The 16,329-nt window shown below is 68.9% G+C and carries 3 protein-coding genes; all 3 read left to right on the forward strand.

Annotated elements, in window-relative coordinates; genetic code table 11:
- A partial coding sequence (locus A5773_RS05605) for a condensation domain-containing protein (RefSeq protein ID WP_232001797.1) occupies positions 1 to 3,276 on the forward strand: 3,276 nt, incomplete at its 5' end.
- On the forward strand, positions 3,273 to 10,919 hold the full coding sequence (locus A5773_RS05610; RefSeq protein WP_067789912.1) for a non-ribosomal peptide synthetase: 7,647 nt from the start codon (positions 3,273 to 3,275) through the stop codon (positions 10,917 to 10,919). The genes A5773_RS05605 and A5773_RS05610, both read left to right, overlap by 4 nt.
- A 389-nt stretch (positions 10,920 to 11,308) precedes the next feature.
- Positions 11,309 to 16,329: non-ribosomal peptide synthetase (locus tag A5773_RS05615; protein ID WP_156744738.1), on the forward strand; the 5,021-nt coding region annotated here is incomplete at its 3' end.

The raw sequence follows: 16,329 nt of genomic DNA on the forward strand, positions 1-16,329 counted from the left end.
GGCGACCTGGTCCGCTGGGGCGCCGATGGCCAGCTGCAGTACATGGGCCGCGCCGACGAGCAGGTCAAGATCCGCGGATACCGCATCGAGCTCGGCGAGGTGCATGCCGCGCTGGCGGCGCTGGACGGGGTCAACGAGGCGGCGGTGATCGCCCGCGAGGACCGCCCCGGCGACAAGCGCCTGGTGGGCTACGTGACCGGGACCGCCGATCCGGCCGAGATCCGCAACCAGCTCGGCGAGCGGCTGCCGACCTACATGGTGCCCACTGCGGTCGTGGTGCTCGAGGCGCTGCCGCTGACGGTCAACGGCAAACTCGACACCCGCGCTCTGCCGGTACCCGAATACTCCGATGCCGATCACTACCGCGCGCCGAGCACGGCCGTCGAGGAGATCTTGGCCGGCATCTACGCCCAGGTCTTGGGTGTGGAGCGCGTCGGGGTCGACGACTCGTTCTTCGACCTCGGCGGGGACAGCATCCTGTCGATGCAGGTCGTCGCCCGCGCCAGGGCGGCCGGCGTGGTCTGCCGCCCGCGCGACATCTTCGTCGAGCAGACGGTGGCCCGGCTGGCCCGGGTGGCCGGCGTGGCCACCGATGACGACGTCGTCGACGAGGGCATCGGCGAAGTGGTCGCGACCCCGATCGTGCGCTGGCTGGAGAGCGTCGACGGTCCGGTCGAGCAGTTCAACCAGACCATGGTGGTGCAGGCCCCGGCGGGAGTGAGCGAAGCCGACGTGGTGCTGGTGCTGCAGGCTTTGCTGGACCGGCACGCCATGTTGCGGCTGCGGGTCGACGACGACGGCGCGGGGGACTGGTCGCTGCGGGTGCCCGAGGTCGGCGTGGTGGATGCCGCCGGGTGTTTGCACACCGTGGAGACGTTGTCCGACGCGGCGCTGTCGACGGCGGTCTCGCAGCTGAACCCGGCCAGCGGCGCGATGCTGCGCGCGGTGTGGGTGCCCTCCACGGGCCAGCTGGCGTTGATCATTCACCACCTGGCCGTCGACGGCGTGTCGTGGCGAATCCTGTTGGAAGACTTGAACATTGCGTGGGCTCAGCACCACAGCGGTCAGCCGGTGGCGTTGCCGGTGGGCGGGATGTCGTTCGCCCGGTGGTCGTCGCTGTTGGCGGAGCACGCGCGCCGGCCGGAGGTCGTGGACCAGGCGGAGGCCTGGCGGCAGATCGCGTCGACGCCGGCGCCCTTGCCGGCGGTGCGGCCCGACATCGACACCTACGTCAGCGCGGGTCAGCTCTCGGTGTCGCTCGACGCCGACACCACCCGGTTGTTGCTGGGCGAGGTGCCCGCGGCGTTCCACGCGGGCGTGCAGGACATCCTGTTGATCGCGTTCGGGCTGGCCTGGGCCCAGTTCGTCGGCACCGGCGCCCCAATCGGCATCGACGTCGAGGGCCACGGCCGCCACGAGGAACTGGGCCCGCACGTCGACCTGTCCCGCACGGTGGGCTGGTTCACCACCAAGTACCCCGTCGCGCTCACGGTCGGCGGCCTGTCCTGGGGACATGTCGTCGCCGGCGAGGCCGAGTTGGGCGCACTGGTCAAGGACGCCAAGGAACAGCTGCGCGCCCTGCCGGACACGCTGACCTACGGGCTGCTGCGCTATCTGAACCCCGACGTCGACATGGACGGGTCGGACCCGGTGATCGGGTTCAACTACCTCGGGCGCCTCGGCGGCGCGGGCGACCTGTCCAGCGAGTTGTGGCGGCTCGACCAGGACAGCCTGGCGTCGGCCGGCGCGGCGACGGCGGTGCCCATGCCCTTGCCGCACACCGTCGAGCTCAACGCCGGCACGCTGGACACCGCCGCGGGTCCGCTGCTGCAGGCCAACTGGACCTGGGCGCGCTCGGCGCTCGATGAGGGCCAGGTCGGCCGGCTGAGCGAGCTGTGGTTCGACGCCCTGAGCGGCATCTGCAGCCACGTCCGCAACGGTGGCGGCGGGTTGACCCCGTCGGACCTCGCGCCCGCGCGGCTGACCCAGCGGGACATCGACGAGCTGTGCCAGCGCTACCCGGTCGCCGACGTGTTGCCGTTGACCCCGTTGCAGCAGGGGCTCCTCTTCCACACCGGCAGCGCGCACGGAAGCGAAGACCTGTACGCCGTGCAGCTCGACATCAGCGTGAACGGTGCCCTCGACCCGCACCGGCTGCGCGACGCGGTGCACACCATGATCAAGCGGCATCCCAATGTGGTGGCGCACTTCGTCGAAGACTTCGGTGAGCCGGTGCAGGTCCTGTCGGCCGAGCCGGCGCTGTCGTGGCATTACGTCGAACTCGACGCCCAAGATGCCGAACCCGAGGAGCAGATCCAGCAGGTCTGCGCCGCCGAACGTGCCGCGGTGTGCGACCTGGCGGACCGCCCGCCGTTCCGGGCCGCGCTGATCCGCACCGCCGACAACCGGCACCGGTTCGTGCTGACCAACCACCACATCGTGCTCGACGGCTGGTCCAAGCCGATTCTGCTGCAGGAGATCTTCGCCGCCTACTACGGCGTGCAGCTGCCCGCGCCGGTGCAATACCGCAAGTTCGTCGCGTGGCTGGCCGCGCAGGACCGCGGCGCCGCCCAGGCGGCGTGGCGGCGGGTGCTGGCCGGGTTCGACACCCCCACCCTGGTCGGTCCGGCTGGCCGGATGAGCCTCGGCCCGCGGGGCGTCTCCTCGTTCCAGGTGTCGGCGGAGACCACGCGCGCGCTGGGCGAGCTGGCCCGCTCGTGCCGCACCACCGTCAGCACCGTGCTGCAGGCCGCCTGGGCGCAGCTGCTCATGTGGCTGACCGGCCAGCACGACGTGACATTCGGGACCGCGGTCTCGGGGCGGCCGACGGAGCTGACCGGCGCCGACCAGATGGTGGGGCTGCTCATCAACACGGTGCCGGTGCGGGCGACGATCGGCGCCGAAACCACGATCGCGGACCTGCTAAATCAGCTGCAGAGCGCCTACAACGACACACTCGAGCACCAGCACTTGGCGCTGAATGAGATCCATCGTGTAACGGGACATGACCAATTATTCGACACCATGTTCGTGTACGAGAACTACCCGATCGACACCGCCGCGCTGTCGGCCGTCGATGAACTGGCCATTGAGGGCTTTACCAACCGCGAATTCAACCACTATCCGCTCTCGGTGCAAGCCGTGCCGGGTCACGAACTGGGTCTTCGCGTCGAATTCGATACAGAAGTCTTCGACCAAGGCAGAATCGAGAGGTTGATCGAGCGGTTCCGGCGCGTGCTGGAAGCCATGACCGCAGATGTGGAGGAGCAGTCATGACCGTCGGTGCAGGGCGGCGATTGTTGTCGATCGACTTGCTGGATGGCGGCGAGCACGACCGCCTCGACGAGTGGGGTAACCGGGCGGTGTTGACCGCGCCGGTGAAGGGGGCTGCGTCCATTCCGGCGTTGTTCGACAAGCAGGTCGCGCGTGTACCGGAGGCTCCGGCACTGACGTTCGAGGGCCGCACGCTCACCTATCAGGAGCTCGACCAGGCCGCGAACCGGCTGGCCCACCTGCTGGCCGACCACGGCGCGCGTCCGGGGGCATGCGTGGCGCTGCTTCTGCCGCGCTCGGCCGAGGCGATCGTGTCGATCCTGGCTGTCCTCAAGACCGGCGCGGCCTATCTGCCGATCGACCCCGCGGTCCCGGCGGCGCGGATGGAGTTCATGCTCGGCGATGCGGCGCCGGTCGCCGCGGTCACGACGGCGGAGTTGCGGGCGCGGCTGGACGGATTCGACTTGCTGGTCGTCGACGTCGACGATCCCGCGGTGGCCGAACAGCCCAGCTCGGGGCTGCAGGGGCCGGCCCCCGAGGACATCGCGTACATGATCTACACCTCGGGCACGACCGGAACCCCCAAGGGCGTGGCGGTCACTCACCAGAACGTCACCCAGTTGCTGAAGTCGCTGCCCGCCCACCTGCCGAAGGCGGGTGTGTGGTCGCAGTGGCATTCGCTGGTTTTCGACGTTTCGGTGTGGGAGATCTGGGGCCCGCTGTTGCACGGCGGACGCCTGGTGGTGGTGCCCGAGTCGGTGGCCGGATCGCCGGACGACCTGCACGCGTTGCTGGTCGCGGAGAAGGTCACGGTGTTGTGCCAGACCCCGTCGGCGGTGGGAATGCTCTCGCCGGACGGGCTGGATTCGACGGCACTGATCGTGGCGGGCGAGGCGTGCCCGTCCGAGGTGGTGGACCGGTGGGCGCCGCGTCGGGTGATGATCAACGCCTACGGCCCGACCGAAGGCACGGTGTACGCATCGATGAGCGCGCCGCTGAGCGCCGAGTCGGGGGCGCCGACGATCGGCTCGCCCGTGCCGGGCGCCGCGCTGTTCGTGCTCGACAAGTGGTTGCGTCCGGCGCCGGAGGGTGTCGTCGGCGAGCTCTACATCGCGGGCCGCGGTGTGGCCTCCGGCTATGTGCGCCGGGCGGGTCTGACGGCCTCGCGGTTTGTGGCATGCCCGTTCGGGGCGCCGGGGACGCGGATGTATCGCACCGGCGACCTGGTGCGATGGGGCATCGACGGCCAGCTGCAGTACCTCGGCCGCGCCGACGAGCAGGTCAAGATCCGCGGCTACCGCATCGAACTCGGCGAAATCCAGACCGCCCTCGCGGGGCTGGACGGCGTCGACCAGGCCGCGGTGATCGCCCGCGAGGACCGCCCCGGCGACAAGCGCCTGGTCGGTTACATCACCGGGACCGCCGACCCGGCCGTGATTCGCACCCAGCTCGGCGAGCGGCTGCCCAGCTACATGGTTCCGGCCGCCGTCGTGGTGCTGGACGCGCTGCCGCTGACGGTCAACGGCAAACTCGACAAGCGGGCGTTGCCTGCGCCCGAGTACCAGAAGACCAGCGGCGAATACCGCGCGCCGACCACGGCCGTCGAAGAGACGCTGACCGCCATCTACGCCCAGGTGCTCGGGCTGGAGCGGGTCGGCGTCGACGACTCGTTCTTCGACCTCGGCGGCGACAGCATCCTGTCGATGCAGGTGGTGGCACGCGCCCGCGCGGCCGGCGTGGTGTGCCGCCCGCGCGACGTTTTCGTCGAGCAGACCGTGGCCCGGCTGGCCCGGGTGGCCGGCGTGGCCTCCGACGACGACGTCGTCGACGAGGGCATCGGCCCGGTGGTCGGCACCCCGATCATGCGCTGGCTGCAGCAAGTCGACGGCCCGACCGACCAGTTCAACCAGACCATGGTGGTCCAGGCGCCGGCCGGCGTCACCGGCGATGACGTGCGGGTCGTGCTGCAATCACTGCTGGACCGGCACGCCACGCTGCGGATGCGCGTCGACGACGACGGCGCCGGCGGCTGGTCGATGCAGGTGCCCGACGTCGGCGCGGTCGATGCCGGCGCCTGCATGGACACCGTCCACGCGCTGTCCGACGCGACGCTGGTGGCGGCGCGCTCCCAGCTGAACCCCGCGGCGGGGACCATGCTCCGCGCCGTGTGGGCGGAATCGACGGCCCAGTTGGCGCTGATCATTCACCACCTGGCCGTTGACGGCGTTTCGTGGCGAATCCTGTTGGAAGACTTGAACATTGCCTGGGCTCAGCACCACAGCGGCCAGGCGGTGGCGCTGCCGGCCGCCGGGACGTCGTTCGCCAGGTGGACGGCGATGCTGGAAGAGCACGCCCAGCGGCCCGAGGTGATCGAGCAGGCCGAGGCGTGGCGGCAGGTCGCGGCGACCCCGGCGCTGTTGCCGGCCGTGCGCCCCGACGTGGACACCTACGAGACGGCCAAGCAGCTGTCGGTGTCGCTGGATGTCGAGACCACCCGGCAGCTGCTGGGTGAGGTGCCCTCGGCGTTCCACGCCGGCGTGCAGGACATCCTGTTGATCGCGTTCGGGTTGGCCTGGGCGCGGTTCGTGGGCACCGGCGCGCCGATCGGCATCGACGTCGAGGGCCACGGCCGCCACGAGGAACTGGGCCCGCACGTCGACCTGTCCCGCACGGTGGGCTGGTTCACCACCAAGTACCCCGTCGCGCTGACCGTCGGCGAACTGGACTGGGCGCAGGTGATGGCCGGCGACCCCGCGCTCGGAGTGCTCGTCAAGAAGGCCAAGGAGCAGCTGCGCGCACTCCCGAACCCGCTGACCTACGGGTTGCTGCGGTACATGAACAGCGAGGTGGACCTGGACGGGTCGGACCCCGTGATCGGCTTCAACTACCTGGGACGACTGGGCGCGGCGGCGGATCTGCCCGGCGAGATGTGGCGGATCAGCCAGGACAGCCTTTCGTTCACCGGCGCCGCCAGCGCGGCGCTGCCCATGCCCTTGATGCACACCGTCGACCTCAACGCCGGGACCATGGACACCGAGGCCGGCCCGCACCTGCAGGCCAACTGGACGTGGGCGCCCTCGGCGCTGGACCACGAGCAGGTCAGCCGGTTGAGCCAGCTGTGGTTCGAGGCCCTGGCCGGCATCTGCGCCCACGTGCGCAGCGGCGGTGGCGGTCTGACCCCGTCGGACATCGCCCCCGCTCGCCTGAACCAGCAGCAGCTCGACGACCTCTGCCAGCAATTCGCGGTCGCCGACGTGTTGCCGCTGACCCCGTTGCAGCAGGGCCTGCTCTTCCACGCCAGCTTTGCGCACGACCTCGGCGACGACGTCTATGCGGTGCAGCTCGGCATCACCGTCACCGGTGACCTCGACCCGCATCGATTGCGCGAGGCCGTCCACACCGTCGTCAACCGGCATCCCAACCTGGCGGCCCGCTTCTGCCCGCAGTTCGGCGAGCCGGTGCAGGTCATTCCGGCCGACCCCGTGATGGCGTGGCGGTACATCCAGCTCGGAGCGGAAGACTTGGACCCCGAGGAGAAGATCGAACAGCTCTGCGCCGCCGAGCGCGGCGCGGTCAGCGACCTCGCCAACCGACCGGCCTTCCGGGCCGCGTTGATCCGCACCGCCGACAACCGGCACCGGTTCGTGCTCACCAACCACCACATCGTGATGGATGGGTGGTCGCTGCCGATCATGCTGCGCGAGATCCTCACCAGCTACTACGGGGACAGGTTGCCCGCGCCCGCGTCCTTCCGCAGCTACCTGACGTGGCTCGCGGCTCAGGACCGCACGGCCGCCCGCGCGGCGTGGGCCGAGGTGCTGGGCGGGTTCGAAGCACCCACCCTGGTCGGTCCGCCGGCCCGGTTGGGACTCGGGCGGCGAGGGGTCGAGTCGTACCGGCTGCCCGCGGAGACCACGCGCGCGCTGGGCGAGCTGGCCCGCTCGTGCCACACCACGATCAACACCGTGCTGCAGAGCGCCTGGGCGCAGTTGCTGATGCGGCTGACCGGCCAGCACGACGTGGCCTTCGGCACCGCGGTGTCCGGTCGGCCCGCGGATTTGGCCGGCGCCGAGTCGATGGTGGGCTTGCTGATCAACACGGTGCCGGTGCGCGCGCACGTCACGGCGGGCACCACGGTTTCCGAGCTGCTGCAGCAGCTGCAGCGGGCCCACAACGACACGATCGAGCACGAGCACCTGGCGCTGAACGAGATTCACCGCGTCACCGGGCACGACCAGCTGTTCGACACGCTGTTCCTGTACGAGAACTACCCGATCGACACCAGCGTGCCGTTGGGCTTCCACGAGCTGGCGATCACCGACGTCACCAACCGCGAATACAACCACTACCCGCTTTCGGTCATGGCGCTGCCGGGCCGGGAATTGGGCCTGCGGGTCGAGTTCGACACCAGCGTGTTCGACACGGCCGCGATCGAGTCGATGATCGAGCGGTTCCGGCGCGTGCTGGGGGCGATGACCGCCGACTCGAGCCAGCGGCTCTCGTCGATGGACGTGTTGGATGCCGGCGAGCGCACCCGCCTCGACGACTGGGGCAACCGGGCGGTGTTGACCGCGCCGGTGGGGGCGACGGCGTCGATCCCGGCGCTGTTCGCCAAGCAGGTGGCCCGTGTTCCGGAGGCTCCGGCGCTGACGTTCGACGGCCACACGCTTACCTATCGGGAACTCGACGAGGCCGCGAACCGGCTGGCCCACCTGCTCGCCGAGCACGGCGCGGGCCCGGGCGAAAGCGTGGCGCTGCTGTTCTCCCGGTCGGCCGACGCGATCGTGTCGATCCTGGCGGTGCTGAAGACCGGGGCGGCGTATTTGCCGATCGATCCTGCGGTCCCGGCGTCGCGGATCGAGTTCGTGCTTGCCGATGCCGCGCCGGTCGCCGTGGTCACCACCGCCGAATTGCGGTCCCGGGTGGACGGCTCCGACCTGTTGGTCGTCGATGTCAACGACGCGCCGGTGGACGCCCAGCCCGCCACGGCGTTGCCGGCGCCATCGCCGGACGACATCGCGTACCTGATCTACACGTCCGGCACCACGGGTGTCCCGAAGGGCGTTGCGGTCACCCACCACAACGCCACCCAGCTGCTGGAGAAACTGCACGCCGACCTGCCGGACCCTGGTGTGTGGGCGCAGTGGCACTCGCTCGTCTTCGACGTGTCGGTGCACGAGATCTTCGGCGCACTGTTGCACGGCGGCCGGCTGGTCGTGGTGCCCGAGTCCGTGGCCGGTTCGCCGAAGGACCTGCACGATTTGCTGGTCGCGGAGAACGTCACCGTGCTCAGCCAGACCCCGTCGGCGGTGGGAATGCTCTCGCCGGAGGGCCTGGAATCGACGGCCCTGGTGGTCGCCGGTGAGGCCTGCCCGCCCGAGGTGGTGGACAGGTGGGCGCCGGGCCGGGTGATGATCAACGCCTACGGCCCGACCGAAGGCACGGTGTACGCGGCGATGAGCACGCCGTTGAGCGCCGACACGGGAGCGCCGATCGGTGCCCCGGTTCCGGGGGCGGCGCTGTTCGTTCTGGACAAGTGGCTGCGGCCGGCGCCCGAGGGCGTCGTCGGTGAGCTGTACATCGCGGGCCGCGGTGTGGCGTGCGGCTATGCGCGCCGCTCGGGCCTGACGGCCTCGCGGTTCGTGGCCTGCCCGTTCGGGGCCCCCGGTGCGCGCATGTATCGCACGGGCGACCTGGTGCGCTGGGGCGCCGATGGCCAGCTGCAATACCTGGGGCGCGTCGACGAGCAGGTCAAGATCCGCGGCTACCGCATCGAGCTCGGCGAAATCCAGGCGGCCCTGGCCGGTCTGGACGGGGTCGAGCAGGCGGCGGTGATCGCCCGTGAAGACCGCCCCGGGGACAAGCGCCTGGTCGGCTACATCACCGGGTCCGCGAATCCGGCCGAGATCCGGGCCCAATTGGGCGAGCGGCTCCCGGCCTACATGGTGCCGGTCGCCGTGGTGGTCCTGGACGCGCTGCCGTTGACCGTCAACGGCAAGCTCGACAAGCGGGCCCTGCCCGCCCCGGAGTACCAGAAGACCGGTGGTGAGTATCGGGCCCCGGCCACCCCCATCGAAGAGACCCTGGCCGAGATCTACGCCGGAGTCCTTGGGCTGCAGCGGGTTTCGGTCGAAGACTCCTTCTTCGACCTCGGTGGCGATTCGCTCTCCGCGATGCGGGTGATCGCCGAGATCAACACGGCCCTCGACGCGAACCTCTCGGTGCGCACCCTGTTCGAGGCGCCCTCGGTGCGACGCCTCGGGCAGCGGGCGGAACGCGATGCCAGCGGTGTGGACGACATCGAAGGCGGCGGTGCCAGCTTTGCGTCCGTGCACGGTCGTGACGCCACCCAGGTCTACGCCAGCGATCTCAAACTGGACAAGTTCATCGACGCCCCGACGCTGGGCAACGCGCCGTCGCTACCCGGCCCAAGCTCGGAGGTGCGGACGGTCCTATTGACCGGTGCCACGGGCTTCCTGGGGCGGTACCTGGCGCTGCAGTGGCTCGAACAGCTGGAGCTGGTCGACGGCAAGCTGATCTGCCTGGTGCGCGCCGGCTCGGACGAGGAGGCGTGGCAGCGGCTGGAGAAGACATTCGACAGCGGTGACCCGCAGTTGTTGCAGTACTTCCAGACGCTGGCCGCCGACCACTTGGAGGTCATCGCCGGTGACAAGGGCGCGGCGAACCTCGGCCTCGACGAGCAGACCTGGCAGCGGCTGGCCGACACCGTCGACCTGATCGTCGACTCGGCCGCCCTGGTCAACGGCGTGCTGCCGTACGGCGAGCTGTTCGGCCCCAACGTGGCGGGCACCGCGGAGCTGATCCGGGTGGCGCTGACCACCAAGCTGAAGCCGTATGCGTATGTATCGACCTCCGACGTGGGCCGTCAGATCGATCCGGCGGTGTTCACCGAAGACGCCGACATCCGGGTCATCAGCCCGATCCGCAAGGTCGACGGCAGCTACGCCAACGGTTACGGCAACAGCAAGTGGGCCGGCGAGGTGTTGCTGCGCGAGGCCCACGACCTGTGCGGGTTGCCCGTCTCGGTGTTCCGCTCCGACATGATCCTGTCCGACACCAGCTACGCCGGCCAGTTCAACCTGTCGGACATGTTCACCCGGATGGTGCTGAGCCTGGTGGCTACCGGCATCGCGCCGCGCTCGTTCTACCAGTTGGACGTCGACGGCAACCGGCAACGTGCGCACTTCGATGCGTTGCCGGTGGAGTTCGTCGCGGAGGCGGTCACCACGCTGGGCACTCAGGTGATGGACGGGTTCGAGACCTATCACGTGATGAACCCGCACGACGACGGCATCGGCATCGATGAGTATGTCGACTGGCTGATCGAGGCCGGCTATCCGATCGAACGGATCGACGACTTCGGGGAGTGGCTCCAGCGGTTCGAGGCCGCGCTGCGTGATCTGCCGGAGCGGCAGCGCAAGCACTCGGTGCTACAGATGTTGCAGGTGCCGGGCTACAACCAGCTGCAGGCGCCGGAGCCGGCCAGCGGGTCCTTCGCCCCGACCGACCGGTTCCGCGCCGCGGTGCAGGAAGCCAAGATCGGCGCCGACAACGACATCCCGCACGTCACGCCGCAGGTGATCGTCAAATACGTCACCGACCTGCAGCTGCTCGGTCTGCTCTAGCTGACACCCTTGGTTTCGGGACGGCCCCGCGCGGGCCGTCCCGAACCATGTCATCGGTTTGCCGCCAGAAACATCCTTCCTGTATGTTTCAGCGGCACTTACAGGAGTGCTGATAGGTAGCTGGGACTTTTTCGAAACCACTAGCGCACATTCTCGTCCTCGATTAATCTTTCGGACTGTTGCACTCATGTTGACTAATTTGGTGGAAAAACTGATCGCAGCTCCGTCTCCTTAGTCGATATCGAGCCGCAACGGGCGGTGGTCCGACACGGACCACGCTCCGTGTTTGCGCTACATCAAGCGGAACCGAACGGGTATCGCGGAGGGTTCGGTCGAGCGGCTGCAGTCAACCGGGGGTTGAAGAGTGAACCCTATGGTTGGGAAGTTGGATGGAGCTTGGTGAGCCAGCACTTCCGCTTACGCGCGGACAACTAGACATATGGCTTGCACAGGAGACGGGACACTCCGGCACTGAGTGGCAGATCGGCCTCTTCGTCACGATCGACGGCAGGGTCCAACGGGATGCGCTGAAGTGGGCAATCCGCCAAGCGGTGCAAGAGGCCGAACCGACCAGGGCCTCCTTCCAGGAGGCCGATGGCCAGGTCTACCAAAAGGCGATCGACTACCCCGACGTCGAACTGGTCTTCCATGACCTGACCGGCTCGCAGGACGCCGTCCAAGAAGCCCGGCGGATAGCATCATCGATCCAACGAACGCCCATGCCGTTCACGGGCCCGCTGTTCAGATTCGCCCTCTTCCAGACGCGCGCCGACCAATTTCACCTGTTCGCGTGCTGCCACCACATCATCGTCGACGGAACCGGTGTCGCGCTCGTCGGTCACCGCATCGCTTCCATCTACTCGGCCATCGTCTCCGCCGCCCCCATCCCTTCGGCCGTCTTCGGCTCCCTGCGGGACTTGATCGACTGTGAGACGAAGTACGAAGCGTCCGGCGATTACCGCAACGACGAGGCCTACTGGGCTCGGAACCTTCCGGCAAACCCCGAAGTCCCGCTTTGCGCGCCGCGCGCCGCGGGCGAGCGCGACCCTTGGCCCTCCGCCCCGGTCGCGCTGGACGTCGGCGTCCTTCGCCGGGTCGACAAGGTGGCCCACGTGTGGGGGGTGTCCCAGACATCGGTGGTCACGGCCGCGTGCGCGCTTTTGGTGCGCGGGTGGAGCGGAGACGGTGCAGAGGTGGTCCTCGACTTCCCGGTCAACAGGCGGGTGCGCCCGGAGTCGAAAACCCTGCCCGGCATGGTCGCCGGCGTGGTGCCGCTGGTATTGCGAGTCTCACCCGAACTCGCGGTCGCCGAGTTCTGCCAACACGTCGACACCCGGATTCGGGAAGCCGTTGAGCACCAACGGTTTCCGGTGCAGGCGCTGGAGCGCAGAACCCGCGGCCCGGCAGGACCGGCCGAGCGGGTAAGCGTCAATTTCATCCCGTCGGCCTTCACCCTGCCCTTTGGCGGTGTCACCGCCTCCGCGTCGTACACCAACTCCGGCCAGGCAAGTGGCTTCGGCTTGATCTTCTCCACCGACGGGGACCACCTCTATCTCAGCACGGCGGGCGCGTGGCAGCCGTTCTCCGGCCTCGACACCTCCGATCTGGCGCGACACCTGGAGCGGGTGCTGGTGGCGTTGACCACGGACACGACGCGGCGATTGCTGTCCATCGATGTGCTCGAAGAATCCGAGCGTGCCCGGCTGGCCGGCTGGGGGAACTGGGCGGCCGGCGAGCGGAGCGGGCCGTCGGGGCGGTCGATTCCGGAGTTGTTCGCCGTTCAGGTGGGTCGCGCGCCCGGGGCGGTCGCGATCAGTTGTGCGGGGCGGTCGTGGTCGTACCGGGAGATGGATGAGGCCTCGAATCGGTTGGCGCGCTGGCTTATTGGGCACGGCGTGGGCCCGGGGACGTGTGTGGGGTTGTTGGTGGAGCGGTCGGGAGAGGCGGTGATCGCGCTGCTGGGGGTGATGAAGGCGGGGGCGGCGTATGTGCCGATCGATCCGGGGCTGCCGGTGGGGCGGGTGGAGTTCATGCTCGCCGACGCTTCGCCGGTGGTGGTCGTTACGGGTGCGGGGTTGCGGTCGCGGCTGGGCGGGTTTTCGGGGACGGTGCTGGGGATCGACGATCCCGCGATCGACTTGCAGTCGGCTGCGGGATTCGCGGGGCCGGGTGCCGACGATGTGGCACACGTGATTTACACGTCGGGCACGACGGGCACGCCCAAGGGCGTGGCGGTCACCCACCGCAACGTGACCCAGCTGTTTGAGGCGTTGGCTGGCGATGGGCTGCTGAGGCCGGGGCAGGTGTGGAGTCAGTGCCATTCGTTGGCATTCGACTTTTCGGTGTGGGAGATCTGGGGTGCGTTGTTGCATGGGGACCACTTGGTGGTGGTGCCGGATGCGGTGACGCGGTGTGGCGATGATCTGCGGGCGCTGTTGGTGGGCGAACGGGTGTCGGTCTTGACGCAGACGCCGTCTGCGCTGGGGGTGTTGTCGCCGCAGGGGGTGGGGGCGGCGTTGGTGGTGGGGGCTGAGCCGTGTCCGCCGGCGGTGGTGGAGCGATGGGCGCCGGGCCGGGCGATGGTCAACGTGTATGGGCCCACCGAGACGACGATGTGGGTGTCGAAGAGTGCGCCGTTGACGGCGGGATCGGGGCCGCCGCCGATCGGTTCGCCGGTGGGCGGGGCAGCGCTGTTTGTGCTGGACGGCTGGCTGCGCCCGGTGCCGGCGGGAGTGGTCGGCGAGTTGTATGTCGCCGGCGCCGGGGTGGGCCTGGGTTATGTGAGTCGGCCGGGGCTGACGGCTTCCCGGTTTGTGGCGTGTCCGTTCGGTGGGGCGGGCGCGCGGATGTATCGGACGGGGGATTGGGTGTGGTGGGGGCCCGATGGCCAACTGCGATATGTGGGACGCTCGGATGAGCAGGTCAAGGTACGTGGGTATCGCATCGAGCTCGGCGAAATCCAAACCGTCCTAACGGGTTTGGCTGGGGTCGAGCAGGCGGTCGTCATCGCCCGGGAGGACCGGCCCGGGGACAAGCGGCTGGTGGCATACCTGACCGGTACCGCCGATCCCGCCGTGGTGCGCACCCAGCTCGCCGAGCGGCTGCCGGCTTACATGGTTCCGTCCGCGATCATGCCCCTGGCCGCCCTGCCGTTGACGCTCAACGGCAAACTCGATACCCACGCGCTCCCGGCCCCCGGCCACCTCGGCCGTGGGTACCGCGCCCCGGCCACCCTTACCGAAGAGGTCCTTGCCGGGATTTATGCCCAGGTTCTTGGCATTGGCCGCATCGGGGTCGACGACTCCTTCTTCGACTTGGGTGGGGATTCGCTGTCGGCGATGCGTCTGGTCGCCGCGGTGAACACCAGTCTGGATGTGGCCCTTACGGTCCGGGCGTTGTTCGAGGCGCCGACGATCCGCCAGCTGGCGCCGCGCCTCGATCAGGGCGAAGGTCGGCTGGCGCGGGTGGTGGCCGGTGCGCGGCCCGCGGTGGTGCCGCTGTCGTTCGCCCAGTCTCGGCTGTGGTTCCTCGATCAGCTGCACGGCGCTTCGCCGGTCCACAACATGGCGGTCGCGTTGCGCTTGCGGGGAGAGCTGGATGCCGACGTGCTGGGGACGGCGCTGGCCGATGTGGTGGCCCGGCATGAAAGCCTGCGCACGATCTTCGTTGCGCCGGAAGGGACCCCGCAGCAAGTGGTCGTCCCGGTCGGGCGCTTTGATTTCGGCTGGCAAGTCGTAGATGCCGGCGGGTGGCCGGCGAGCCGGCTCGAGGAAGCCATTGCTGCGGCGGCGCGGTACTCGTTTGATCTGGCTGCTGAGGTTCCGTTGCGGGCGACGCTTTTCCGGCTGGGCGACGGTGAGCATGTGCTCGTGGCGGTGGCTCACCATATTGCCGCTGACGGGTGGTCGATCACGCCGTTGGTGCGTGATCTGGGCGTGGCGTATGCCAGCCGATGTGCGGGTGAGGCGCCGGGCTGGGCCGAACTAAGGGTGCAATACGTCGATTACACGATGTGGCAACAGGCGCAGTTCGGGGATCTGGATGATCCGCATAGTGCGATCGCCGCGCAGTTGGCCTATTGGCAGGATGCGTTGGCGGGGATGCCCGAGCGGCTGGAGTTGCCCACCGATCGGCCGTTTCCGGAGGTGGCTGATTATCGGGGGGCGCGGGTGGCCGTGGAGTGGCCCGCGCAGTTGCAGCAGCGGGTGCGTGAGGTGGCCGGTGAGCATAATGCGACTAGTTTCATGGTGGTACAGGCCGCGTTGGCGGTCTTATTGGCAAAGCTGGGCGCGACTTCGGATGTGGCGGTGGGTTTTCCGATCGCCGGGCGTCGTGATCCCGCGCTGGACGAGTTGGTCGGCTTCTTCGTCAACACGTTGGTATTGCGCACCGACTTGGGTGGAAATCCGACCGTGGCTGAGCTTTTCGCTCAGGTGCAGCAGCGCAGCCTGGCCGCCTACGAACATCAGGATGTGCCCTTCGAAGTCCTCGTGGAGCGGTTGCATCCCGCCCGCAGCCTCAGCCACCACCCCCTCATCCAGGTAGTCCTGGCTTGGCAGAATTTGCCCTGGCAGCACAACGGCCCCGCCGCCGGGCTGACCCTGGGCGACGTGCGCGTCACGCCGGTTCCGGTCGACCCCCAGGTCGCCCGCATGGATCTGGTGTTCTCGCTGGCCGAACGCTGGACCGAGGACGGCCAGCCCGCCGGCATCGGCGGAGCGGTGGAATTCCGCACCGACGTGTACAACGCCGCCAGCGTCGAGGCGCTGATCGATCAATTCCGCCGGGTCCTGGTGGCAATCACGGATGATCCGGCGCGGCGCCTCTCGTCGATCGATGTGCTCGATGAGAAGGAACACGCCCGGCTCGAGGTCATCGGCAACCGCGCGGTGCTGAGCCGGCCCGCGTCCTCGGGGATCTCGATCCCGGAGATGTTCGCCGCCCAGGTGGACCACGCCGCGGACGCGGTGGCCATCACTTGCGGCGGCCGTTCGTGGACCTATGCCGAGGTCGACGAGTACTCGAATCGGCTGGCGCACCTGCTGATTGAGTACGGCGCCGGCCCTGGGGAGTGTGTCGCGCTGCTGTTCTCCCGGACGGCCGAGGCCGTGGTGGCGATTTTGTCGGTGCTCAAGACCGGGGCGGCCTACCTGCCCATCGACCCGGGGCTGCCCGCGGCGCGGATCGAGTTCATGCTCACCGATGCCGCCCCGATCGTCGCCGTCACCGCCGCCGACGTGCGGTCGCGGCTCAAAGGCCCGGACGTAGACGTCATCGACATCGGCGACCTCGCCGTCGACACTCGACCCAGCGACGGGCTGCCGGCGCCCGCTGCGGAGAACGTCGCCTACATCATCTATACGTCCGGTACGACCGGCACCCCGAAGGGTGTGGCGGTGCCGCACCGCAA

The sequence above is a fragment of the Mycobacterium sp. 852014-52450_SCH5900713 genome (genome assembly GCF_001667075.1).
GTDB lineage: Bacteria > Actinomycetota > Actinomycetes > Mycobacteriales > Mycobacteriaceae > Mycobacterium.

What these genes read in the sequence shown, in the direction of transcription:
- A5773_RS05610 (WP_067789912.1), top strand. Translation starts at nt 3,273, where the DNA reads ATGACCGTCGGTGCAGGGCGGCGATTGTTGTCGATCGACTTGCTGGAT.